We start from the raw sequence: 21314 nt of genomic DNA, 5'->3' as shown, positions 1-21314 counted from the left end.
GCAGGCAGAGAAGATTGCCAATACCTATTAAAGGCCCGGACGGGTGAAGCTGGCACCATGGACGGACAGCTGATCACCTTCACCGGCGTCGCCGCGGGCATGGTCGCCATGCCGGGCGCGGACTTCGCGGTCGTGGTGCGCAACGCACTCGCCTCGCGCCGGGCGGGGGTGGCGACCGCGGTCGGAGTCGCGGGCGGGCTGCTGGTGCACACCACGCTCGCGGTGGCCGGACTCGCGGCGGTGCTCGTCGCCGTTCCCGCGCTCTTCGAGTCCGTTCAGCTCCTCGGCGGCGGCTACCTGCTCTATCTGGGTGCCCGCGCGCTCGTGGCGGCCTTCCGCCGTCCCGCCGGGGCAGGCGAGGCGGGCGCTTCGGCGGACCCGGCTGCGACCGAGGAGGCAGCCCGGGGCACGGCTGCCCGCCCCGGCACCGTGCGCAGCCTGCGCCAGGGCTTCCTGACGAACGCCCTCAATCCGAAGGCGCCCGTGCTGTTCCTCAGCCTGCTCCCGCAGTTCGTTCCCGCGGGCGAACCGGCCCTGCCCCGCACCCTGCTGCTCGCGACCATGGTCGTCGGCCTCGCGCTGGTGTGGTTCCCGGCCGTGGCACTGCTCGTCGACCGCCTCGGCAGCTGGCTGCGCCGTCCGCGGGTGACGCGCGCCCTGGAGGTCGCCACGGGAGCGCTGCTGACCGCGTTGGGCGGCATCCTGCTCGTCGAGGTGGCGCTGGCCGCCTGACGGCGCATCAGCCGATCACCTGCCCGTCGGCCATCGACAGTTGACCCTCTGTCGTGTATCGGCCGAGGTCAGCCCACCCGCCCATACCGGACGGCGCGGCTCCAGATCTTCTCCAGCCGTACCACGGCCCCTGCCTTGGGGGCGTGCCAGATCCTGCCGCGGCCCGCGTAGATGCCGACGTGGTAGATGCCCCGTGAGGAGTGGAAGAAGACCAGGTCACCGGTTCTGCGGACGCCCGCGGGGACCCGCTCGGTGTGGCGGTACTGCTCCGCGGCGGTACGGGGCAGGGCCTTGCCCGCACGCTTGAACGAATAGCGCGTCAGGCCCGAGCAGTCGAAGCGGTAGGGACCTTGAGCGCCGTACTGGTAGGGGGACCCCTGCTTCGAGGCGGCGACGCGCAACGCTTTTGTGGAGCGTTGCGCGGCCGCGGCGTCCTCGGCCGCTCCTGGTACCAGCGTCGTTCCTCCGACGGTGATCAGAGCAAGGGCGCAGATGATGCCGGCACGTACCGGCAGGTTCGATCCATTCCTGCGCATGTTCATGCGCAACCCTTCGTCAGCCGCCTGCGAAGGAAGACCTGTCGGGTTCGGGCAGGCGAAGATGCCCGGCCGTGCGTACGGCTTCACCCCAAGGGATCCGCGGCCGTGATGGCCGGGACCCCGTCGTGCTCGGGTCCTCCGCTCCTGCCGATCCAAGCAGCGTCGACCGGACATCCGGACGGCGGCAGGATTAGGCGCCCGCCCGAACCGCCCCGTCACTGTGGCGGGGTCTTGTCGTCGAAGGGATCGTCACGCATCCACCGGCAGAATTCCGAGTTGAAAATGCCGTATGTGACATTCGCCACATACCGGCTAAATGGTTATTTAGGTGTGTTTGTCGGGAGTGTCGTGGCGGCCGGCAGGGGCGGGACCAGGGGAAAGCGCCGAGCGCCGCTGCAAGGAGGCGGTGCCCGGCGCAATTCGTCGCCTCCCCGCGAGAGGTGTCGACGCTGAGCCGTACGTGCGAGCCGAGACCGGCACGTGTCGCGCCGACGGCGTCCTGCACACGTCACAGGAGGGCCCGGCCGTCGTCGGAGGGGGGAGCTGCGAACGCCGGAAGAGGGGCCGTTCGCGTCAAGAAGGGGGTGGCGGCGGCACGGTGACGAGTCGTGCGCGTCGCTCGCCGTCCAGGACGCGCAGCGCCCGGGTGAGCGTCTCCTGATGCAGTTCGCTCTCCCCGCGCTGGTGCATCAGGGTGAGCGCGTCCCGCAGTTCGGCGCTCTTGCCGACCAGCGCCTGGGCGGCGCGCAGGCCGCTGTAGGTGGAGTCGCCGCGCGCCGGGTTGATGCGGCCCAGCAGGTCCACGACCTCCAGGTACCGGTCGATCAGTTCACCCTCGGCCCGTGTCAGCGCGGGCAGTGGAGGGAGTTCGGGTGGGAGCACGACCGCTCACCGTGCGCCGAGAGGGGCGGACGACTGCTTGCGGTTGCGGGTGAGGGCGTCGATCAGGCCGTATTCCACGGCGGCCGGGGCGTCGAAGATCTTGTCGCGTTCGATGTCCGCGGCGATCCGCGTCCGCGGCTGCCCGGTGTGCCGCGCCAGCATCTCCTCCAGCAGGTCGCGGGTGCGCAGCAGTTCATCCGCCTGGATCCGGAGGTCGGTCGCCTGCCCCTGGACCGGCTCGCTGAACGCCGGCTGATGGATCAGCACCCGGGCGCCGGGCAGCGCCAGACGCTTGCCGGGGGCGCCGGCGGCAAGCAATACCGCGGCGGCGGAGGCGGCCTGCCCCAGGCACACGGTCTCGATGTCGCAGGAGACGAACTGCATCGTGTCGTAGATGGCGGTCATCGCGGTGAAGGAGCCGCCGGGGGAGTTGATGTAGAGCGAGATGTCCTGCTCCGGCGCGGCGTGTTCGAGATGCATCAACTGCGCCATGACGTCGTTGGCGGAGGCGTCGTCGACCGGAGTGCCCAGGAAGACGATGCGTTCGTCGAGCAGCTTGGAGTACGGGTCGAGGGTGCGGGTTCCGGCGGAGGTGCGTTCGGTGAACTCCGGAAGGACATAGCGGGCCGTCGGTCGCAGCATGTCTGCTCCTTCTCTTCCGTAAAAAATGTACAGGATGTACATCCCGTTAGAATGGGAGCATGGCCTACGAAATTCCGGTGACGCAAGCCCGGGCAGAGCTCGCGGATCTGATCAACCGCGTCGTCTACGGCAGCGAGCGCGTGGTCGTCACGCGCCACGGCAAGCCTCTGGTGGCGCTGGTATCGGCCGCTGACCTGCAGCTGCTCGAGGAATTGGGGAAGCGCGAGGAGGGCGCGGAGGAGGAGCAGGTGATCAGCACGGTCTCCACCGTGCGGCAGCTGCCGTCCGCTCCGGGCGAACGGCGGCGGTTCGGCATCGCGGCAGAACACCGCGACCCGGCCGCCGGGGATCGGCGGCCGGGTCGCGAGAGCTGACCGTTCAGTGCGGAGTGCGGGTCAGGAGCTGAGCTCCCAGAGGGCGTTGGCGATGGCGTCGCTGTTGTTGTCCAGCGCGGTGTCGTCGATGTTCTTCGTCGTGTCGCAGGAGGCGTGGTAGCAGGCGTCGAATGCCTTGCCCGCCGTGCCGCCCCACGCCTTCGCCTGCTTCTCGGTCTTGATGTAGTCGGCGCCCGAGAAGAGCCCGCCGACGGGGACGCCGGCGTCCTTGAAGGAGGCGTGGTCGGAGCGTCCGTCGCCCTCGGTCTCGATCTCCGTGGTGATGTTCTTGGTCGCGTACCAGTCCTTGAAGACCTTCTCCAGGCGGGGTTCGTCGTCGTAGACGAAGTAGCCGGGGTTGGGCGAGCCGATCATGTCGAAGTTCAGGTAGGAGTCGATCTTCGAGGTGTCGGCGCCGAGGCTGTCGACGTAGTTCTTGGAGCCGACCATGCCGTACTCCTCGGCACCCCACCAGCCGAACCGCAGGTGCTTGGTGGGCTTGAGGCCCTCGCGGGAGACGGCGAGCGCGGTCTCCAGGATGCCGGCGGAGCCGGACCCGTTGTCGTTGATGCCGGGCCCGTCCTCGACGGAGTCCAGGTGCGCGCCGGCCATGACGGTCTTGTCCTCGGCGCCGCCCGGCCAGTCGGCGATGAGGTTGTAGCCCTTGCTGCCGCTGTAGTCGAACTCCTGGACCTTGGTGGTGAAGCCGGCCGCGTCCAGCTTGCCCTTGATGTAGTCGATGGATGCCTTGTAACCGGGCTGGCCGTGGGCGCGGTTGCCGCCGTTGGCGTCGGCTATGGACTGCAGCTTGTCAAGGTGTCCCTTGACGCCGGCTATCGGGATGTCCGGTGCGGCGAGCGGCTGGTTGTTGTCGGCCTGGGCCACGGCGGCGGTGCCCAGCAGGGCGGCCACGGCCGTGCAGGCGCCGGCGGCGATGACCACGCGGCGGGCAGGACGAAGTGAGCGAATCACGGTGGGGCTCCGATACTGGTGTGGGGGGTGGTGCGGAGCGTGATTTGACGCGCACATGAGAATTCCGACCGTGTCCGGCCTCGTCAAGAGCGGATACCGGACAGCGGCGTTCGCAGAGCGGGGCATGTCCGGATTGCGGGGACAGGTCCCCCCGGGTGGCCCGCACTCCCGCTCGCGCCCGGGAGGTGACGGCCCGTCGTGGAGCGGAATGCGCCACCGTGCCGGCTCCGGGGCCCTGGGGCGGAGATCGGGCCCGGCGCGCCGTAACGGGCGGTGATGGACGCCGTGTTACGGCGGGCGTAAGAAGAGGTGCGCGGCGGTCCCTGGATGTAACGCCGTTGAAATCCCGCCGAACTAGCCTCCGGTTGTGGAGGCGATTGATGGCCAGGCGCTGGCAACCGGTTTGCTCCTCCTTTAACCACTGCGTGATACATCTATCGATACGGGTGTGCCCACGCCCGTGACCTGGGCAAACGCGTCCGGGCGGGAAGAATTGTGAGGTGAACCGTATGCAACTGACCCCGCATGAGCAGGAACGCCTGATGATCCATGTGGCGGCGGACGTGGCTGAAAAGCGACGGTCTCGGGGGTTGAGGCTGAACCATCCGGAAGCCATCGCGCTGCTGACCTCCCACATCCTCGAAGGCGCGCGGGACGGTCGTACGGTCGCCGAGCTGATGTCCTCGGGGCGCAAGGTGCTCGGCCGCGACGACGTCATGGAAGGGGTCCCCGAGATGATCCACGACGTGCAGGTCGAGGCGACCTTCCCGGACGGGACCAAGCTCGTCACCGTCCACGAGCCGATCAACTGACCGCGGGAGAACAGACAATGATCCCGGGACAGATCTTTCCCGCCGAGGAGCCGGTCCGCCTCAACGAGGGCCTCCCGCGCACCCGCCTGACCGTTCTCAACGCCGCCGACCGCCCCGTCCAGGTCGGCTCCCACTACCACTTCGCCGAGGCCAATCCCGGCCTCGACTTCGACCGCGCGGCCGCGCACGGCAAGCGGCTGAACGTCGCGGCCGGCTCCGCCGTGCGCTTCGAGCCCGGCATCCCCACCGAAGTCGAACTCGTCCCCATCGGGGGCAAGCGGATCGTCATGGGCCTGCGCGGCGAGACCGGAGGCACCCTCGATGGCTGAGCTGACCCGCCAGGAGTACGCCGACCTCTTCGGCCCGACCGTCGGCGACCGCATCCGCCTCGCCGACACCGACCTGGTCATCGAGATCACCGAGGACCGCTCGGGCGGCCCCGGACGGGCCGGCGACGAGGCCGTCTTCGGCGGCGGCAAGGTGATCCGCGAATCGATGGGGCAGTCCCGCGCCACCCGCGCCGAGGGCGCCCCCGACACCGTGATCACCGGCGCGGTCGTGCTCGACCACTGGGGCATCGTCAAGGCCGACGTCGGCATCCGCGACGGCCGGATCACCGCCCTGGGCAAGGCGGGTAACCCCGACACGATGGACGGGGTCCACCCCGACCTCTTCATCGGCCCGGAAACCGAGATCATCGCGGGCAACGGCAAGATCCTCACGGCCGGCGCCATCGACACCCACGTCCACTTCATCTGCCCCCAGCAGGTCGACGAGGCGCTGGCCTCGGGCGTCACCACGCTCGTCGGCGGCGGCACCGGGCCCGCCGAGGGCAGCAAGGCCACCACGATCACCCCCGGGGCCTGGCACATCGCCCGGCTCCTGGAGTCGATGGACTCCCTGCCCGTCAACGTCGGACTGCTCGGCAAGGGCAACACCACGTCCGTCGCCTCGATGCGCGACCAACTGCGTGCCGGCGTCCTCGGCTTCAAGATTCACGAGGACTGGGGTGCGACCCCCGCCGTCCTCGACGCCTGTCTGGGCGTCTGCGAGGAGAGCGGCGCCCAGCTCGCGATCCACACCGACACGCTGAACGAGGCCGGCTTCCTCGGTGACACCCTCGCCGCCATCGCCGGGCGCTCGGTCCACGCGTTCCATGTCGAGGGCGCGGGTGGCGGCCACGCCCCCGACATGATCGCGATGGTCTCCGAGCCCAATGTGCTCGCCGCGTCCACCAACCCGACGCGGCCGCACACCGTCAACACCGTCGAGGAGCACCTCGACATGCTGATGGTCTGTCACCACCTCAACCCGGCCGTCCCCGAGGACCTCGCCTTCGCCGAGTCCCGGATCCGGCCCTCCACCATCGCGGCCGAGGACATCCTGCACGACCTCGGCGCCATCTCGATCATGGCTTCGGACGCCCAGGCGATGGGCCGCATCGGCGAGGTCGTACTGCGCACGTGGCAGAGCGCGCACGTCATGAAGCGGCGCCGGGGGAGCCTGCCGGGCGACGGCGGCGCCGACAACCACCGGGCCCGCAGATACGTCGCGAAGTACACCGTCAACGCCGCCATCGCGCAGGGCATCGACCATGTCGTCGGCTCGGTCGAGGACGGCAAGCTCGCCGACCTGGTCCTGTGGGACCCGGCGTTCTTCGGCGTCAAGCCGCAACTCGTCATCAAGGGCGGCCAGATCGCGTATGCGCAGATGGGCGACGCCAACGCCTCCATCCCCACCCCGCAGCCGGTGCTGCCACGTCCGATGTTCGGTGCGACCGGCCGGGCCCCGGGCAGCAACTCGGTCAACTTCGTCTCCCAGCAGGCACTCGACGACGCGCTGCCCGAGCGGCTGCCGCTGGCGAAGTCCTTCGAGGCCATCCGCAGCACCCGAGGCGTCACCAAGGCGGACATGCGCAACAACGATGCCCTGCCGCGGGTCCAGGTCGACCCGGACACGTTCACGGTGACCATCGACGGCGAGCCGGTCGAGCCGGCGCCGGCCGCCGAACTGCCCATGGCCCAGCGGTACTTCCTCTTCTGATGCGGTTGCCCATGACCCACCCGGAGGACCGCCGATGAGCCGCGCAGCGCTGCTGGTCCTCGCCGACGGCCGGTTCCCGGCCGGTGGGCACGCCCACTCGGGCGGCGCAGAACCGGCCGTCACGGCGGGCCGCATCAAGGACGCCGCCACCCTGGAGGCGTTCTGCCGAGGGCGGCTGCACACCGCGGGCCTGGTCGCCGCCGGCATCGCCGCCGCGGCGGCCGCCGGCGCCGACCCACTCGCCCTGGACGACGCGGCCGACGCCCGTACGCCCGTGCCGGCGCTGCGGCAGGTCGCCCGGCGCCTCGGCCGGCAGATGATGCGGGCCGCCCGCGCCACCTGGCCGAGCGCCGACCTCGATGCCCTCGCCGCGGCCCGGCCGCGCGGCGCGCACCAGCCGGTGGTGCTCGGTCTCGCCGCCCGCTCCGCCGGCCTGGAACCGCTCGACGCGGCGTACGCCGTGGCCTACGAGAACGTCAGCGGACCGGCCACCGCCGCCGTCCGCCTGCTGAGCCTCGACCCGTTCGACGCCACCGCCGTCCTGGCCCGTCTCGCCGCCGACCTCGACCGGGTCGCGGCGCGGGGCGCGGAAGCGGCGCAGCGCGTTCCCCATGAGGGAGTCGACGCGCTGCCCGCCGCCTCCGCGCCGCTGCTCGACATCACCGCCGAACAGCACGCGGCCTGGCCGGTACGCCTCTTCGCCTCCTGACCTCACGCCCGCCCCCGGGCCGCGCAGCCCGTGGCCGCACGAACACTCCGGAGTGACCATGCACCTCGACCATCAGGACACCTTCCCCCAGCGCCACACCTACAGCGCCGCGAGCGTCCGCCGCCCCGACGGCAAGCGCCGCGCGCTACGGCTGGGGCTGGGGGGACCGGTGGGCACCGGCAAGACGGCGACCGTGGCGGCGCTCTGCCGGGAGCTGCGTGACGAGCTTTCCATCGCCGTCGTCACCAACGACATCTACACCCGTGAGGACGCCGAATTCCTGCTCCGCGAAGCGGTCCTGCCCGCCGAGCGGATCGCCGCGGTGGAGACCGGCGCCTGCCCGCACACCGCCATCCGCGACGACATCTCCGCCAACCTCGAAGCCGTCGAGGACCTGGAGGAGGAGGTGGGCCCGCTGGATCTGGTCCTGGTCGAATCCGGTGGTGACAACCTCACCGCGACCTTCTCCAAGGGCCTGGTCGACGCGCAGATCTTCGTCATCGACGTCGCGGGCGGCGACGACATCCCCCGCAAGGGCGGGCCCGGTGTCACCACCGCCGACCTGCTCGTCATCAACAAGACCGACCTCGCGCCGTACGTCGGTGTCGACCTGGAAGGGATGGCGCGGGACGCCAAGGCGCAGCGCGGCGAACTGCCGGTCGCCTTCACCGCCCTGAAGTCGCCGAACGGCGTCAAGCCGGTGGCGGACTGGGTCCGCGAGCGCCTGGCCGACTGGACCGCGGGACCGGAATGAGCCTCGTGACCCCCGGCCCCTCGGATACGCAGGCCACCGCCACGGTGACCGGTCTGCGCGCCACCGCCCGCATCACCGCCCGCACCGACGCGCGGGGCACCACCCGGCTGCCCGTCCTGGACGGCGCGGGCCCGTTCGCGCTGCGCCGCATCCGTGCGCACGGCGATCAGGTCAGGGTGTGCGTGGTGGGCGCGATGAGCGCACCGCTCGGCGGAGACCGGCTGGGTATCGAGGTGGTCGCCGAGGCGGGCACCGCCCTGCGCCTGACGACCGCCGCGGCGACCGTCGCGCTGCCCGGCCGCACCGCCGGGCACGCCACCTACGACGTTCGGCTGACGGTGGGGGAGGGGGCGCGGCTGGACTGGCTTCCCGAGCCGCTGATCTCCGCCGAGGGCAGCGAACTGCGGATGACCACGACCGTCGAACTGGCCCCCACCGCACGGCTCGTCCTCCGCGAGGAACAGGTCCTCGGGCGCAGCGGCGAGCGGCCGGGTGCGCTGCGCAGCAGGCTGACGGTCCGCCGTGCCGGGCGCACCCTGCTGGACCAGGAGACGGCATACGGGCCCGGCGCCCCGGGCTGGGACGCGTCGGCGGTGCTGGACGGCAATCGTTCCGTCGGTCAACTGCTGCTCGTGGCGCCGGAGTTCGATGACAAGCCCATCGAGGTGCGGCTGCTGGGCGATGCGGCGGGCGGTGGGGAGGGTGCCGGACAGGGAGTGCTGGCGCCGCTCGCCGGTCCGGCGGCGCTCGCCACCGCCGTCGCCCCCGACGCGCTGCTGCTGCGACGCCTGCTGGACGAGGCCGCCGGGAGCGTCGCGGCTGGGTGAGGGCGCCGGACCGACGCCCTCACCCCCGTCACACCTCCAGGTCGTTTTCCAGCCGGGCGAGCCGATGGCGGGCCAGTGCCAGGTTCGCGCGCTTGCGGTCCAGGACCAGGTAGAGGAAGAGACCGTTGCCGCCCTTGCCGGTGACCGGGCGGATGAGGTGGTACTGCGAGGTCAGCGTGATGAGCATGTCCTCGATGGCGCCCTGGAGTTCGAGCATTTCCATGGTGCGGAGCTTGGCGCGGACCACGTCGGTGTTCCCCGCCGCGGCGATGTTGAGGTCGAAGGTTGCGTTGTCGCCGAGCGTGGCGAGCGCCATTCCGCTGGTGTAGTCGACCAGGGCGACGCCGACGGCGCCCTCGATGTTCGACATCGCGTCGGCGAGTGCGGATTCCATCTGAGCCATGACTGTTCGGACCTTTCGGTGGGTTGCGGATGTCCCCGCTGATGCGCGGGAAGGCGGGTGGTCAGGAGGCGGGCGTCAGCGCCGCGGCGCGGTGTCGACGAGGGCGCCGATGCGTGCGGCGGCCCTGCGGGCCTGGAGGTGCAGCCGGCCGACGTTGGTGTCGGGGCCGGCGACCGCGGTGAGGACCGCGCTGCTCCCCGCGGAGTAGGCCGCGATGTAACCGCTGGTGCCGCGGGTGAGGGACTCCTCGAACGGCCCCTGCCCGGTCGCCTCGGTGAGGCGCTTGGCGACCCCGATGGCGGCCGCGGTGAGCGCGGCGAGGCCGTCCGGCTCGATGTCCCGGAGGTCGTGGGCGATGACCATGCCGTCCGCGCTGGCCACCATTCCGCCTTGGAAATGGCGTATCTGATCCCGTAACGCGTGCAGTTCGTCCCGTACGAGGGGCTCGATCGTCATCAGTCTCCTTTTCACCGCACGTCTTCTGAGTGCGTGCTTCATGGCCGGGGGCCGCAGGGGGTCACAGGTTCTCCTCCAACGCCGTGCGCAGTCGGACAAGGAGGGCAATATCCGGGTCGGCGGTCTCGGGGAGGCGCGGAACCGGTGGTTGCCAGGTGGGGGTACGGGCCGCTCCGGCGGCGGGCGCCGGGCTCTCGTCCAGGCATGCGCCGGGGCGCCTGCGGGGCAGTGCCTTGGTTGCGTCGGGTACGAGGACGAGGCCGCCGGCGGCGAGGCGGCGGACATCGAGCAGCGTCACGAACGCCGACCGGCCCAGCGCCAGGGCGAGTTCGTGCGGGGTGCGCCGGCCGTCGGCGTGTGCGAGCAGCCGGCGCTGCGGGCCGGTGGGACGCATGGTGACGGGCCGGACCGGAGGGTCCAGCGGCACGACGGGGGAGGCGTCGACCGCCGCCCACGGGGCCAGCCGTCCGAGCAGCGCGTGGCGGCGTGCCGTCGCCCGCTGGAGGGCGTCGGCACCGACGCGGCGGACGACGCCCAGCCAGTGCCCGGCGCCCGGAGTGAAGGACACGTCGTCCGCCTCCAGCAGGGGCAGGGCGAAAAAGGCGGCGTCCAGGAGGGCGCCGAGATGGCAGATCTCCAGTTCGCCCTGGGTCAGAAGCCCGGCGTCGACGAGATGGCGGGCGCCTGTGTGCTGTGCATCCGCGGCGTCGCGCGCGTCCTGCCAGCGTTCCGGGGGCACCCGGCCGGCGGCGGCGAGCCGGGCCCCGAGTCCGGGGGCGGTGGCGCTCTCGACGCAGGAGACGGCGCCGTCGACGAGGTAGAAGCACCCGTGCGGGCCGCGCAGGGCGCCCGTGGCGCGTGCGGCGGCCAGCTGATCGAGCGGGCCGGCCGACGTGGGCGGGCGGGGTATGGGCAGGCCCATGGCTGGTTCCCTCACCGTTGGTGCTGTGTGACGCCGTACGGGCCGCGCGGCGACGGCGGCTGCCCGTAACGGGGGCGCTGTGCGGCCGGGCCGCGCTCCGGGCACGGGGCGTCAGTCGGCCACCAGCCCGGCCGCCAGATCGCGCAGCCGTAACCGGGCGACGGCGAGATTGGCCTGCGCGCGGTCCAGCCAGAGGTAGAGATAGGTCTGGCTGTCGAAGGCCGGGTGGACGAAGCGGATGAGGTGGTAGCTGTCCGCCGTGGTGATGATGAGGTCCTCCAGGGACGACCCGTCGGTGCCCGCGGTGTCGAACGTGGCGTTGCGCGCCACGGCCTGGACCACCTCGGCGGTGTCCGCGGCGGCCGCGTCGTGATCGGCGTGCGGCCCCCGCCCGGCAGTGCCGAGCGTCAGGCCGCTGGTCCAGTCGACCAGTCCGGCGCCCTGCACCCCGGGCACCTCCATGGCAGTGGCCAACACCTGATCGATACCCGGCACTTGGGTCTCCTTCGGGCACGCGCGCGGACGGGGCTGCTCGGGCAGGGCAACTCGCACGGGACTGCCTGCGCCGAGGGAAAACGCCGAAGCCCTCCCTGTGCGGTGTGTGGGAGAGCCTGCACGGAAGGTTACTGAACCCAATGCGGCTGGCACATGCCTGAAGAGCATGTGTAAGGCAATTGACGAGTTATCGCCCCTCGGCGGCCCGTTGTCACCCGGTATGGGCGTCTGCGGCGTCTCGGGCGTAACGGCCCGGCAGCACGGTAACGGGAGGAATCCTCCTGCTGTTCGGGGGTCTGACCTCGCACAGACCTTCGACAGCCGAGAAAATCCTACGGGTTGGTAAAGAAACCGCGATCAAACCTATTCAGGAAGGGACAGGAAGAGACAGGATCCTTCTGTAGCTCAGTGATCACCTCCGCCGCAACGGCGCACCATGCAGGGGGAACCACCACGTGAGAAGAACAGCAGCGCTCGGCGCCGCCGGCACCCTGGTGACCGGCACGCTCATCGCCGGAGCGATAGTCGCCACGCCCGCCACCGCGGGCGGACACCACCCCGGCGGTTCGGCCGAAGCGCGCGGCGTGCAGACCGCCGCAGCACAGGCGGCCAAGAAGGGCATCGACTGGAAGGACTGTCCCGCCGATTGGGGCCTGAAAGCCCCCATCCAGTGCGGGTACGTCACCGTGCCCGTGGACTACGCCAAGCCCAACGGGCGCACCATCGACATCGCCGTCGACCGGGCCGTGAGCACCGGCAGCGACAAGGAGCGACAGGGCTCCCTCCTCTACAACCCCGGCGGCCCCGGCGGTTCGGGCATGAAGTTCCCCACCCGGATCACCACCAAGAGCGCCCTGTGGGCCAAGACCGCGAAGGCATACGACTTCGTGGGCTTCGACCCCCGGGGCGTCGGCCATTCCGCCCCGATCTCCTGCGAGGACCCGCAGGAGTTCGTCAAGGCACCCAAGGCCGACCCGGTGCCGGACAGCGAGGCGGACAAGACCGCCCAGCGCAAGCTCGCCAAGGAGTACGCCGACGGCTGCGCCGAGCGCAGCGGCGACCTCCTGCCGTACATGACGACGCCCAACACCGCCCGCGACCTGGACGTGATCCGCGCCGCTCTCGGTGAGAAGAAGCTCAACTTCCTCGGCGTCTCCTACGGCACCTACCTGGGCGCCGTCTACGCGACGCTCTTCCCCGACCACGTGCGCCGGATGCTCGTCGACAGCGTCGTCAATCCCTCGCGCTCGAAGATCTGGTACGAGGCCAACCTCGACCAGGACGTCGCCTTCGAGACCCGCTGGGGCGACTGGAAGGAGTGGGTCGCCAAGAACGACAAGACCTACCACATCGGCAACACGCCGAAGAAGGTCCAGGCGGCGTGGGAGAAGCTCCGCGCGACCGCCAAGAAGAACCCGCTGGGCGGCGTCGTCGGCCCCGCCGAGCTGACCGGCTTCTTCCAGAACGCGCCGTACTACGACTCCATGTGGGCCCCGGTCGCCGAGGCGTGGAGCGCGTACCTCGACGGCAACGAGAAGCCGCTGATCGAGAACGCCGGTCCCGACCTCTCGGACAAGGCCGGCAACATCGCCTCCGAGAACGGCAACGCCGTCTACACCGCTGTCGAGTGCACCGACGCCAAGTGGCCCACCAGCTGGCAGAAGTGGGACCGCGACAACACCCGCGTGCACGCCAAGGCACCGTTCATGACCTGGTCGAACGCCTGGATGAACCTGCCGTGCGCCAGCTGGTCGGCCAAGCAGCAGCGCCCCGTCGACGTCACGTCCGGCAAGGGCCTGCCCAACGTCCTGATCGTGCAGAGCACCCGTGACGCGGCCACGCCCTACGGCGGCGCCGTCGAGCTGCACAAGCGGCTCAAGGGCTCCCGCCTGATCACCGAGCGGGACGCCGGATCGCACGGTGTCACCGGTCAGGTCAACCCCTGCATCAACGACCGGGTGGACTCCTACTTCCTGACGGGCAAGGTCGACGCCGCGGATGTGACGTGCGCCCCGCACGCCACGCCCAAGCCGACCACCTCGGCGGTGAAGACCGCCACCAACCTCGTCTCCGACCTGCTGACTCCCTGAGCGCGCGGAGGGCACACCGGGCCGGGGCGCCTGCGCCCTGAGCCTGCTGCCACCGCCGCCGGAGCTGTCCGCAACCGTACGGGCGGCCGGGATCCCTCCCGGCCGCCCGTACGGCGTTTCCGATGGTTCAGGCCGCGAACACCCTGGTGAACGCGGCCCGGGTGGGGGAGTCCTCCCGGCGGTCCGGCACAGCGAAGACCACGCGGTCGAACCGGCCGGCGAACCGGCCGCCGTCCAGCAGATGCGTCGCGAACGCCCGTGCCACCTCGGCCGGCTCGTTGCGGAAGACACCGCAGCCCCAGGCGCCGAGCACCAGTTGGCGGTGTCCGCCCACCGCGGCCACCTCCAGCACACGTTCCGCGCGGGCCGTCAGCGCGGCGGCCACCCGGCCCGTCTCGTCAGGCCGCTGCCGGGCGATGACTCCGGCATTGGGTGCCGCGGCAGTCAAGAACCCCGCCTCGTACGGCACTTCGCGCAGCTTCCCCCGGTCGTCGCGGAAGACGGGCACTCCGGGGGAGAGGATCACCCGGTCGCTGTAGAACGGGCTCGGTTCGGCGCGATGCGCGGCGTAGAAGTCCGGCGCCTCGCGCACACACGAGTACAGCGCGGAACCCCGGCACAGCGCCTCCTCCTGGGCCTGCGCGCCGTTGAGATAGCCGCCGCCCGGATTGCGCGCCGAGGCGAAGTTCAGCACCGCGAGCGGGCCGCCGCCGTCCGCGGCCAGCCGGCCGCCGGCCGTGAGACTGCCTTCCCCCGTCACCTCGAACACGGTCCGCCCCGCCGGAGCGGCCTCCCCGGCGGCGAGGTCGACGGGCTCCGGCCCGTGAAGCCGGGTGCCCGCACGCGCGCGCTCCACCGACGCCGCGATCTCCACCAGCCGGCCGCTCGGGGCGCGATATGCCCCTGCCGCCACGATCCGTTCCGTCTCGTGCGCCATCCCGCGCAGCCGGGCGCTCATCGCGGACACCCCCGTATGTGATCGTCCATGGCGATCAAGGTACGGGCCGGCGGCATGCCCCGCGAGGGGATATCGCGGGCGCCTGCCGTCCGTCAGTTCTTGTGCCCGCGCAGGCCGTGCCCGCGCGCCTTCGCCTCGGCCTTCGCCTTGGCCTGGGCCTCCGCCTTCGCCTCGCCCGCGTATGTGTCGACGTACTCCTGGCCGGAGAGGGCGAGGATGGCGTACATGATCTCGTCGGTGACCGTGCGCAGCGCGGTGCGCTCGTCCGCCATGCCGGCAAAGCGGGAGAAGTCCAGCGGTGCGCCGAAGCGGATGGTGATCCGCATCGCACGCGGCAGCCGCCGCCCGGTCGGCTGTGCCTCGAACGTCCCGATCATCGCGCACGGCACCACCGGCACCCCGGCCTTGACGGCCATCGCGGCGACTCCGGTGCGCCCCTTGTAGAGCCGGCCGTCGTGCGAGCGGGTGCCTTCCGGGTAGATGCCCAGCAGCCGGCCCTTGCGCAGGACGGCGAGACCCGACGAGAGGGCCGCCTCGGACGCCCGGCCGCCGGACCGGTCCACCGGGATCTGTCCGACGCCCCGGAAGAACGCCGCGGTCAGCCGCCCTTTCAGCCCGGGGCCGGTGAAGTACTCGGCCTTGGCGAGAAAGGTGATCCGTCGCGGCACGATCGCCGGCATCACGAAGTGATCGGCGAACGACAGATGATTGCCCGCGATGATCGCCGCGCCCTCCTCCGGCACATGCTCGAGCCCCTCGATCCGCGGCCGGAAGAACAGCCGCAACAAGGGCCCTAGGAGTACGTACTTGAGTACCTGGTAGAACACGGAGCTCTCCTTACTCGCCCGGATCGGCTCAACGGCGGCGTTTGTCCAGGTCAGCTGGGTGCGCGAGGGGGAAGTGTACGTGGCGGTGCGGACCGGGGTAACCACCCGCGACGGACTGATGCCCGTGCGTGCCAGCCATGGTGACGGCTCGTCAGCTCCGTCCCGCTCCGCCGCTCCGGGATCGCGCCTTGCTGTGGGCCCGCCGTCGACCCCCGCCTCTGCCACGTCTCACCGGATACCCCCTCGCCCATCCCATCACCCGGCACGGCCCACCGTCCCCGGAACGTTCAGGGGCGTCCCTCGGCCTTCCCATGCCCTTCGTCACCCGAACGGCACTCATCACGGTGTCACCGAGGGGCAGGGGTGCATCTGAGCCTGCCGGTGCCGCGAGATGGGTGGGGGCGGGGGCGCGCTCCGGGCGCCTCGCACGGCGGGCGCTCCGGGGCCCGCACCGACTGTCTGATCGGGCAGGGAGGTCATACGCTGGGTGCTGTGGCGCAGGAGACCGGCCCGCGTGCCGCTGCGGCGGGCGCCCGTGCTCGCCGCGCCGGGACGGCCGGGACGGACGGACTTCCGCCTCCCGTCGGCCCGACCCGCGCGGCGGTCTCATCGAGAGGAGATGAGCCGGGGTGACGCGACGCCGCGCGGCACACGGAGACCGGCCGGAGGGCCCCTTGGGTGGGGCGTACACCGCCACGGCCACCATCGATGGGCGCGGCATCGTCACGGGGTGGAGCGAGGGCGCCGAGCGGCTTCTGGGCGCCCGGGAGGACGACGTGGTGGGCCGCCCGGCGAAGGATCTGCTCGCCGACGAGGAGGACGCCGAAGGGTGTACCGCCGACCGCCGGTCCGGTGGGAGCCGGCGGATGGAGCTGCGGCACCGGGACGGCGGCCGGGTTGCAGCGGAGGTGCTCGCGTACCGCGGGGCGGCCGACGGCGGCGGTGTCGAGTGGCTGCTGGTGTGCGCCGGAGCGGAGGATCCGCGCTCGGCGTTCGCGGACACCCTCGCGCAGTGGGCGTTCGCCCAGTCCCCCAGGGCTCTGGCGATCTACGACACGGAGCTGCGGTCGGTGCGGGCGAACGCCGACATGGAACACGCGGTCGCCATGACGGACGCGCAGATGCGCGGTCGGCGGCTGACCGAGATCATGGCGCACCCCGACGCCGAGAAGAACGAGGAAGCCATGCGCCGCGTGCTGGAGAGCGGCGAGCGGCAGTTTCTGGAGAACCGCCTGCGTGCCCCGGGCGAGGACCGCGACCATGTCCGGGCGGTCTCGCTCGCTCCGCTGAAGGACCCGGGCGGCCGTATACGCGGTGTGTGCTTCGCGGCGCGTGACACGACCGAGGAGCACGTCACCCGGCAGCGGCTGCTGCTGATCAACGAGGCCGGCCGCCGCATCGGAACCACCCTCGACATCGCCGGCACCGCTCAGGAGCTGGCCGACGTGGCCGTACCGCAGTTCGCCGACTTCGCCACCGTCGACCTGCTGACCTTCCTCCACCGCGGCGACGAACCGCCCTCGGGCCGGCTGACCGGTCCGATCACCATGCGGCGCACCGGCATGCAGTCCGTCATCGGGAACATCGAGGCCCTGGTCGGGGTGGGCGAGGTGGCCACCTACCCGGAGTTCTCACCCCCGGCCGAGTGCGTGAGCGCGGGCCGGGCCGCCGTCTACCAGATCACCGACTTCTCGATGGCCCGCTGGGCGGCCCAGGACCCGGCCCGCGCCTCGATGGTGCGCGACCACGGCATGCACTCGGCGATCATCGTGCCGATGCAGGCACGCGGCATCACGTTCGGAATGGCCCTCTTCGCACGCCACAGGAGCCCGCAGCCCTTCGTGGAGGAGGACATGCTGCTGGCCGAGGAAATCACCGCCCGGGCGGCCGTCTGCATCGACAACGCCCGTAGGTACACCCGCGAGCGCACCACCGCGGTGACCCTGCAGCAAAGCCTGCTGCCGCAGAAACTCGCCCGGCAGGCCGCCCTGGAGGTCGCCTCCCGCTATCTGCCCGCCGTCCACGGGGCCGGGGTGGGCGGTGACTGGTTCGACGTGATCCCGCTGTCCGGCGAACGGGTCGCCCTGGTCGTCGGTGATGTGGTCGGCCACGGCATCCAGGCGTCGGCCAGCATGGGCAGACTGCGTACCGCGGTGCACACCCTGGCCGATGTCGACCTGCCGCCCGAAGAGCTGATCACCCACCTCGACGACCTGGTCACGCGCCTGTCCGCCGAGGAGGACGGCGCGGATCCGGCCGCGGCCGGGGTCATCGGGGCCGGCTGCCTGTACGCGGTCTACGACCCGATCACCCGCCGCTGCTCCCTCGCGCGGGCCGGCCGCCCACAGCCCTCCACGGTCGCCCCGGACGGCACCGTCGGCGTCCTCGACGTTCCCGCGGGCCCGGCCCTGGGGCTGGGCGGCCTGCCCTTCGAGGCCGTGGAGGTCGAACTGCCCGAGGGAAGCCTGCTTGCCCTTTACACGGATGGTCTGCTCGGTGTGCGCGACGACGCCGAAGACGCCGCAGACTCCCCAAACGCAGCCGACCCAGCCGACGCGGGTGACGCGGGTGACGAGAAGCAGCGCCGACTCGACAGCCTGCACACCGCGCTGGCCCGTTCCGCCCCGACGCTGGACGCCCTCTGCGACAGCGTGCTCGACGAGCTGCTGCCCGAACGCCCCGAGGACGACATCGCCCTGCTTCTCGCCCGCACCCGCGCCCTGCGCGACGACCAGGTCGCCACCTGGGACATCCCCTCCGAACCGTCCGTCGTGGCCCGCGCGCGGCGGCTCGCCACCGACCAGCTGACGGCCTGGGGCCTGGACGATGCCGCCTTCGTCACCGGCCTGGTGGTCAGCGAACTGGTCACCAATGCCATCCGCTACGGCCAGCACCCCGTACAGCTGCGGCTGATCCATGGCCGCACGCTGATCATCGAGGTCTCCGACGCCAGCAGCACCGCCCCGCACCTGCGGCGCGCCCGCGTCTACGACGAGGGCGGACGCGGACTGCTGCTGGTGGCCCAGCTCGCCCGGCGCTGGGGGACCCGGCAGACCCCGACGGGCAAGACCATCTGGGCCGAGCAGACGCTCCCCGTGGCCGAGGTGTGAGGGGGCACGGCGGGGGACGGCCGTTCGGCGTGGATGCCGGGTTCACTCACCGGGAGTCCGCGGCGGTGCCCGGCGTGCGGAACAGGGCCGGCGTGGCTGCCAGTTCCTCTTGCAGCGTGCCGGCCGCCGCCTGCTCGTCGCCGCGCCGGACGGCGTCCACGAGTGCCGCGTGCGAGGCGTCGCCGTGGTGGGGCTCGTCCTCACGCAAGGCGGTCAGGCCGAGCAGCTCGACCGGCCCGCGCCGGAGCGCCGGCACGAATTCGGTGAACGGGTCGGTGAGTACGGGGTTGTGCGCGGCGGCCACGACGGCGGCGTGCAGCGCGATGTCCGCGTCGACGAAGGCGGCGTTGTCCGCGCCTGCCGCCTGCCGCCTGCCGCCTGCCGCCTGCCGCCGTCCGCCGGGCTTCCAGCGCCCTCGCCGGCGTGGCGCAGTCCTCGTCGGTCCGCCGTTCGGCGGCCAGCCGGGCGGCCTGCACCTCGATCAGCATGCGCACCTCGTAGACGTCGGCGAGGGCCGCGCGGCGCAGTCGGTCCGGCCATTCCTCCACCGGCCGGGTGGCGATGACGAAGACGCCGGCGCCCTGACGGGCCCGGACCAGTCCCAAGCTGGAGAGCGCGCGCAATGCCTCGCGGACCGTCGAGCGGCCGACACCGAGCTCCTTGGAAAGGGCGGTCTCGCTGGGCAGCTTGGTGCCCACGAGCCAGTCGCCGCAGTCGTTCTCGCCCTGCAAGCGCTCAATGACCCGCTCCACCAAGGGGCTTGGGCGGACAGTGCCGGGCGCCGCATTCGGTGGCGGGGTCACGGCAGTGGGTCCCGCCACCTCGGCCGGCGCCGCACGGTTCCGTACGGCTCCGGCCGAGGACCGGCTTGTGGAAGCTCCGTCCGGGCGACCCCACGGCGTGGCCGCTTGTCCGGGGGCGTCCGGCGGGGTGCCCTGGGGCGGCCGGGCGCCGCGGTGCCCGAGCCCACGCTCCCGCAGTCGATCCCGCCGTGCCTTTCAGGAGCCCGTGATGCCCGAGAGCCGTTCACGTCTGTTCGCCCGAGCCGCCGTCCCCACCGCCGTGGCGGCGCTGACCGTGTGGGGCGCGACGGCCACCCCGGCCGGCGCGGCCCGGCCGACGAGCGACGGCGGCCTGTTCCTGACCGTGTCCGACGCCCAGCACACCTGGGTCCGCGGCATCCGGCTGGTCTGCCCCGACACCCGCGGCGACCATCCGCACGGCACGGCCGCCTGCGACGCGCTGACCTGGGCACGAGGCGATCTGAACGCGCTGCGCGGGGAGCCGCACGCATGCACCAAGGAGTACGACCCGGTCACCGTCACCGCCACCGGGACCTGGCGTGGCGGCTCCATCGACTGGCACAGGGACTTCCCCAGCGCCTGCACGATGGACTCCGCGACGGGGCCGGTCTTCCGCTTCTGACGGCGCGCGCCGACCGGGCGACGCGAGCCGCCCCGTCGGCTGCGCAGTCGCATCACCGCTGGTCAGCGGCTTTGGCGCGGGCCCCTTCGGCTGCTCATGCCTGCCGCGCCGCCACCACACCGATCGTCACCAGGGCCAACACCACCCAGGAGAACCAGAGCCAGCCATTGCCGCCCAGCGCCACGGTGTAGGCGGTCGCGACCACCAGGCCCCCCACCGTGCACACGGCCATCGTCTTAGCAGATCCGGGCATACCCGTAACCTCCTCCTGCCGGCCCGGGCATCCACGCCACGGGCCGCGGCCTTGGGACCCATCGTCCCCGGCCGCGGCCCGTACCGCTAGGTGTCCTCCGTCCCCGGCGTCACTGCCCCCGGGCGTGGAGCGAGGCGAGATAGGCGTTGTAGTCCGCCAGATCCTTGTCCCCGTTGCGGTCGGCGGCCCGGTCCGAGCGCTGGGACTGGCGCTCCTCGGACTTGTACCACTGGAAGACCAGCGCGATCAGCACCACCACGGACGGGATCTCGCTGAAGGCCCAGGCGATGCCGCCCGCCGCCGTCTGGTCGGCCAGCGCTTCGATGCCGAGCGAGGCCGGCGGGTGTGTGTACGTGCCGACCATCGGCTCCGAGGCCATCATCAGCGCGATACCGAAGAACGCGTGGAACGGCATGCCCGCGAACAGCTCCAGCATCCGCATCACATAGCCCGGCCGGTGCGGCCCCGGGTCGACGCCCATGATCGGCCAGAAGAAGATCAGGCCGACCGCCAGGAAGTGCACCATCATCGCGATGTGCCCGGTCCGCGAGCCCATCAGGAAGTCGAAGAGCGGCGAGAAGTACAGCGCGTAGAGGCTCGCGATGAACAGCGGGATGGTGAAGGCCGGGTGCGTGATGATGCGCATGTAGCGGCTGTGCAGCAGCGCCACCAGCAGTTCCCGGGGGCCCTTGTTGCCGCGCCCGGCGGTGGGCAGCGCGCGCAGCGTCAGCGTGACCGGCGCTCCCAGCAGCAGCAGGATCGGCGACAGCATGCTGATCACCATGTGCTGGACCATGTGCACGCTGAACATCGCCATGCCGTAGTCGTTGAGCTTGGTGCACATCACCAGAGCGACCGTCAGGACACCCACGACCCAGGCGACGATCCGGCTCACCGGCCAGGCGTCACCGCGCCTCCGCAGACGCACCACCGCCCAGCCGTACAACACCAGCCCCAGCAGGCAGCCGACGAGGAAGAACGCGTCGCCGCCGAACTCCAGGCCGCGTCCCAGCGTGAACGGCGGCAGATCCATGTTCATGCCGTGCCCGCTGTGATCCATCCGCTCGCTCCTGATTCGTACCGATACTC

At 71.6% G+C, this 21314-nt stretch carries 23 protein-coding genes, 1 pseudogene and 1 riboswitch; of the genes and pseudogenes, 11 read left to right on the top strand and 13 right to left on the bottom strand.

Translation table 11 applies throughout. The features are described from left to right. Positions 1–57 precede the first annotated feature (57 nt). Positions 58–732 carry a LysE family translocator gene (locus tag QOM21_RS04180; RefSeq protein ID WP_407548274.1) on the top strand — a complete coding sequence of 225 codons (675 nt, stop codon included), beginning with the start codon at positions 58–60 and terminating at the stop codon, positions 730–732. A 68-nt stretch (positions 733–800) separates the two neighbouring features. Here QOM21_RS04180 and QOM21_RS04175 read toward each other — a convergent pair whose 3' ends face one another. The 3 genes from QOM21_RS04175 to QOM21_RS04165 form a co-directional block, all read right to left on the bottom strand. Beyond that, positions 801–1274: a C40 family peptidase gene (locus tag QOM21_RS04175; protein ID WP_407548272.1), complete on the bottom strand. Its 474-nt coding sequence runs from the start codon at positions 1272–1274 to the stop codon at positions 801–803. Positions 1275–1277: 3 nt separating this feature from the next. After that, positions 1278–1443: riboswitch (cyclic di-AMP (ydaO/yuaA leader) on the bottom strand. A 401-nt stretch (positions 1444–1844) separates the two neighbouring features. After that, positions 1845–2153, bottom strand: a complete 309-nt coding sequence (locus tag QOM21_RS04170) for a hypothetical protein (protein ID WP_407548270.1) — start codon at positions 2151–2153, stop codon at positions 1845–1847. A gap of 6 nt (positions 2154–2159) precedes the next feature. Then, the gene (locus tag QOM21_RS04165; RefSeq protein WP_407548268.1) at positions 2160–2795 is read right to left on the bottom strand and encodes an ATP-dependent Clp protease proteolytic subunit; all 636 of its coding nucleotides are present in this window, start codon (positions 2793–2795) and stop codon (positions 2160–2162) included. 59 nt (positions 2796–2854) lie between these two features. On the opposite strand from QOM21_RS04165, the gene QOM21_RS04160 reads away from it, so the two are divergent. Further along, the gene (locus tag QOM21_RS04160) at positions 2855–3169 is read left to right on the top strand and encodes a type II toxin-antitoxin system Phd/YefM family antitoxin (RefSeq protein WP_393897255.1); all 315 of its coding nucleotides are present in this window, start codon (positions 2855–2857) and stop codon (positions 3167–3169) included. A 21-nt stretch (positions 3170–3190) separates the two neighbouring features. Here the strand turns inward: QOM21_RS04160 and QOM21_RS04155 are convergent, their stop codons facing one another. Beyond that, positions 3191–4141, bottom strand: a complete 951-nt coding sequence (locus QOM21_RS04155; RefSeq protein ID WP_407548266.1) for a M28 family metallopeptidase — start codon at positions 4139–4141, stop codon at positions 3191–3193. Between the two features lie 509 nt (positions 4142–4650). Between QOM21_RS04155 and QOM21_RS04150 the strand changes: the two genes are divergently transcribed. The 6 genes from QOM21_RS04150 to QOM21_RS04125 are packed head-to-tail and all read left to right on the top strand — an operon-like array spanning position 4651 to position 9286. Further along, positions 4651–4953, top strand: a complete 303-nt coding sequence (locus QOM21_RS04150) for an urease subunit gamma (RefSeq protein ID WP_407548265.1) — start codon at positions 4651–4653, stop codon at positions 4951–4953. 17 nt (positions 4954–4970) lie between these two features. Further along, on the top strand, positions 4971–5282 hold the full coding sequence (locus QOM21_RS04145; RefSeq protein ID WP_407548263.1) for an urease subunit beta: 312 nt from the start codon (positions 4971–4973) through the stop codon (positions 5280–5282). Then, positions 5275–6996 carry an urease subunit alpha gene (locus tag QOM21_RS04140; protein ID WP_407548261.1) on the top strand — a complete coding sequence of 574 codons (1722 nt, stop codon included), beginning with the start codon at positions 5275–5277 and terminating at the stop codon, positions 6994–6996. The genes QOM21_RS04145 and QOM21_RS04140 overlap by 8 nt, the downstream gene beginning before the upstream one ends. Before the next feature lie 34 nt (positions 6997–7030). Beyond that, the gene (locus tag QOM21_RS04135; RefSeq protein ID WP_407548259.1) at positions 7031–7705 is read left to right on the top strand and encodes an urease accessory protein UreF; all 675 of its coding nucleotides are present in this window, start codon (positions 7031–7033) and stop codon (positions 7703–7705) included. Between the two features lie 58 nt (positions 7706–7763). Then, positions 7764–8459, top strand: coding sequence for an urease accessory protein UreG (gene ureG, locus QOM21_RS04130; RefSeq protein WP_407548257.1), 696 nt, complete (start codon positions 7764–7766; stop codon positions 8457–8459). Next, positions 8456–9286, top strand: a complete 831-nt coding sequence (locus QOM21_RS04125; protein ID WP_407548255.1) for an urease accessory protein UreD — start codon at positions 8456–8458, stop codon at positions 9284–9286. Before ureG ends, QOM21_RS04125 begins: the two co-directional genes overlap by 4 nt. A 28-nt stretch (positions 9287–9314) precedes the next feature. Here QOM21_RS04125 and QOM21_RS04120 read toward each other — a convergent pair whose 3' ends face one another. The 4 genes from QOM21_RS04120 to QOM21_RS04105 all read right to left on the bottom strand — a co-directional run bounded on the left by QOM21_RS04120 (position 9315) and on the right by QOM21_RS04105 (position 11562). Then, entirely contained in the window at positions 9315–9689 is a 375-nt protein-coding gene (locus tag QOM21_RS04120) for a hypothetical protein (RefSeq protein ID WP_407548253.1), read from the bottom strand. Positions 9690–9764: 75 nt separating this feature from the next. Continuing rightward, on the bottom strand, positions 9765–10145 hold the full coding sequence (locus QOM21_RS04115) for a roadblock/LC7 domain-containing protein (protein ID WP_407548251.1): 381 nt from the start codon (positions 10143–10145) through the stop codon (positions 9765–9767). Positions 10146–10206: 61 nt separating this feature from the next. Then, positions 10207–11067, bottom strand: a complete 861-nt coding sequence (locus QOM21_RS04110; RefSeq protein ID WP_407548249.1) for a hypothetical protein — start codon at positions 11065–11067, stop codon at positions 10207–10209. A 111-nt stretch (positions 11068–11178) separates the two neighbouring features. Beyond that, the gene (locus QOM21_RS04105; RefSeq protein WP_407548248.1) at positions 11179–11562 is read right to left on the bottom strand and encodes a hypothetical protein; all 384 of its coding nucleotides are present in this window, start codon (positions 11560–11562) and stop codon (positions 11179–11181) included. Between the two features lie 455 nt (positions 11563–12017). Here QOM21_RS04105 and QOM21_RS04100 point away from each other — a divergent pair, with 455 nt between their 5' ends. Further along, a complete protein-coding gene (locus tag QOM21_RS04100) occupies positions 12018–13652 on the top strand; it encodes an alpha/beta hydrolase (RefSeq protein WP_407548246.1) in 1635 nt (544 codons plus the stop codon). A gap of 127 nt (positions 13653–13779) precedes the next feature. Here QOM21_RS04100 and QOM21_RS04095 read toward each other — a convergent pair whose 3' ends face one another. Together QOM21_RS04095 and QOM21_RS04090 are read right to left on the bottom strand one after the other, a co-directional pair. After that, positions 13780–14610, bottom strand: coding sequence for a TIGR02452 family protein (locus QOM21_RS04095; protein WP_407555572.1), 831 nt, complete (start codon positions 14608–14610; stop codon positions 13780–13782). 92 nt (positions 14611–14702) lie between these two features. Beyond that, positions 14703–15437, bottom strand: a complete 735-nt coding sequence (locus QOM21_RS04090) for a lysophospholipid acyltransferase family protein (protein WP_407548244.1) — start codon at positions 15435–15437, stop codon at positions 14703–14705. A gap of 629 nt (positions 15438–16066) precedes the next feature. On the opposite strand from QOM21_RS04090, the gene QOM21_RS04085 reads away from it, so the two are divergent. Beyond that, positions 16067–18547, top strand: a complete 2481-nt coding sequence (locus QOM21_RS04085) for a SpoIIE family protein phosphatase (RefSeq protein ID WP_407548243.1) — start codon at positions 16067–16069, stop codon at positions 18545–18547. A gap of 46 nt (positions 18548–18593) precedes the next feature. Here the strand turns inward: QOM21_RS04085 and QOM21_RS04080 are convergent. After that, positions 18594–19350: pseudogene (locus QOM21_RS04080) on the bottom strand (FadR/GntR family transcriptional regulator). A gap of 208 nt (positions 19351–19558) precedes the next feature. Here QOM21_RS04080 and QOM21_RS04075 point away from each other — a divergent pair. Next, entirely contained in the window at positions 19559–19972 is a 414-nt protein-coding gene (locus QOM21_RS04075) for an SSI family serine proteinase inhibitor (RefSeq protein WP_407548241.1), read from the top strand. 94 nt (positions 19973–20066) lie between these two features. Here the strand turns inward: QOM21_RS04075 and QOM21_RS04070 are convergent, their stop codons facing one another. Beyond that, complete coding sequence (locus QOM21_RS04070) at positions 20067–20225, bottom strand: hypothetical protein (protein WP_398557092.1); 159 nt, start codon at positions 20223–20225, stop codon at positions 20067–20069. Positions 20226–20334: 109 nt separating this feature from the next. Continuing rightward, a complete protein-coding gene (locus QOM21_RS04065) occupies positions 20335–21285 on the bottom strand; it encodes a cytochrome c oxidase assembly protein (RefSeq protein ID WP_393897240.1) in 951 nt (316 codons plus the stop codon). Positions 21286–21314 lie beyond the last annotated feature (29 nt).

Source organism: Streptomyces sp. Pv4-95 (assembly GCF_045782725.1).
Taxonomy (GTDB): domain Bacteria; phylum Actinomycetota; class Actinomycetes; order Streptomycetales; family Streptomycetaceae; genus Streptomyces.
This window is presented reverse-complemented; position numbering and strand designations above follow the sequence as displayed.

Excerpts from the sequence above, each read along its gene's own strand:
- QOM21_RS04180 (WP_407548274.1), top strand. The coding sequence starts at position 58 with ATGGACGGACAGCTGATCACCTTCACCGGCGTCGCCGCGGGCATGGTC.
- QOM21_RS04175 (WP_407548272.1), bottom strand. The coding sequence starts at position 1,274 with ATGAACATGCGCAGGAATGGATCGAACCTGCCGGTACGTGCCGGCATC.
- QOM21_RS04165 (WP_407548268.1), bottom strand. The coding sequence starts at position 2,795 with ATGCTGCGACCGACGGCCCGCTATGTCCTTCCGGAGTTCACCGAACGC.
- QOM21_RS04160 (WP_393897255.1), top strand. The coding sequence starts at position 2,855 with ATGGCCTACGAAATTCCGGTGACGCAAGCCCGGGCAGAGCTCGCGGAT.
- QOM21_RS04150 (WP_407548265.1), top strand. The coding sequence starts at position 4,651 with ATGCAACTGACCCCGCATGAGCAGGAACGCCTGATGATCCATGTGGCG.
- QOM21_RS04145 (WP_407548263.1), top strand. The coding sequence starts at position 4,971 with ATGATCCCGGGACAGATCTTTCCCGCCGAGGAGCCGGTCCGCCTCAAC.
- QOM21_RS04140 (WP_407548261.1), top strand. The coding sequence starts at position 5,275 with ATGGCTGAGCTGACCCGCCAGGAGTACGCCGACCTCTTCGGCCCGACC.
- QOM21_RS04135 (WP_407548259.1), top strand. The coding sequence starts at position 7,031 with ATGAGCCGCGCAGCGCTGCTGGTCCTCGCCGACGGCCGGTTCCCGGCC.
- ureG (WP_407548257.1), top strand. The coding sequence starts at position 7,764 with ATGCACCTCGACCATCAGGACACCTTCCCCCAGCGCCACACCTACAGC.
- QOM21_RS04125 (WP_407548255.1), top strand. The coding sequence starts at position 8,456 with ATGAGCCTCGTGACCCCCGGCCCCTCGGATACGCAGGCCACCGCCACG.
- QOM21_RS04120 (WP_407548253.1), bottom strand. The coding sequence starts at position 9,689 with ATGGCTCAGATGGAATCCGCACTCGCCGACGCGATGTCGAACATCGAG.
- QOM21_RS04115 (WP_407548251.1), bottom strand. The coding sequence starts at position 10,145 with ATGACGATCGAGCCCCTCGTACGGGACGAACTGCACGCGTTACGGGAT.
- QOM21_RS04110 (WP_407548249.1), bottom strand. The coding sequence starts at position 11,067 with ATGGGCCTGCCCATACCCCGCCCGCCCACGTCGGCCGGCCCGCTCGAT.
- QOM21_RS04095 (WP_407555572.1), bottom strand. The coding sequence starts at position 14,610 with ATGAGCGCCCGGCTGCGCGGGATGGCGCACGAGACGGAACGGATCGTG.
- QOM21_RS04075 (WP_407548241.1), top strand. The coding sequence starts at position 19,559 with ATGCCCGAGAGCCGTTCACGTCTGTTCGCCCGAGCCGCCGTCCCCACC.
- QOM21_RS04070 (WP_398557092.1), bottom strand. The coding sequence starts at position 20,225 with ATGCCCGGATCTGCTAAGACGATGGCCGTGTGCACGGTGGGGGGCCTG.
- QOM21_RS04065 (WP_393897240.1), bottom strand. The coding sequence starts at position 21,285 with ATGGATCACAGCGGGCACGGCATGAACATGGATCTGCCGCCGTTCACG.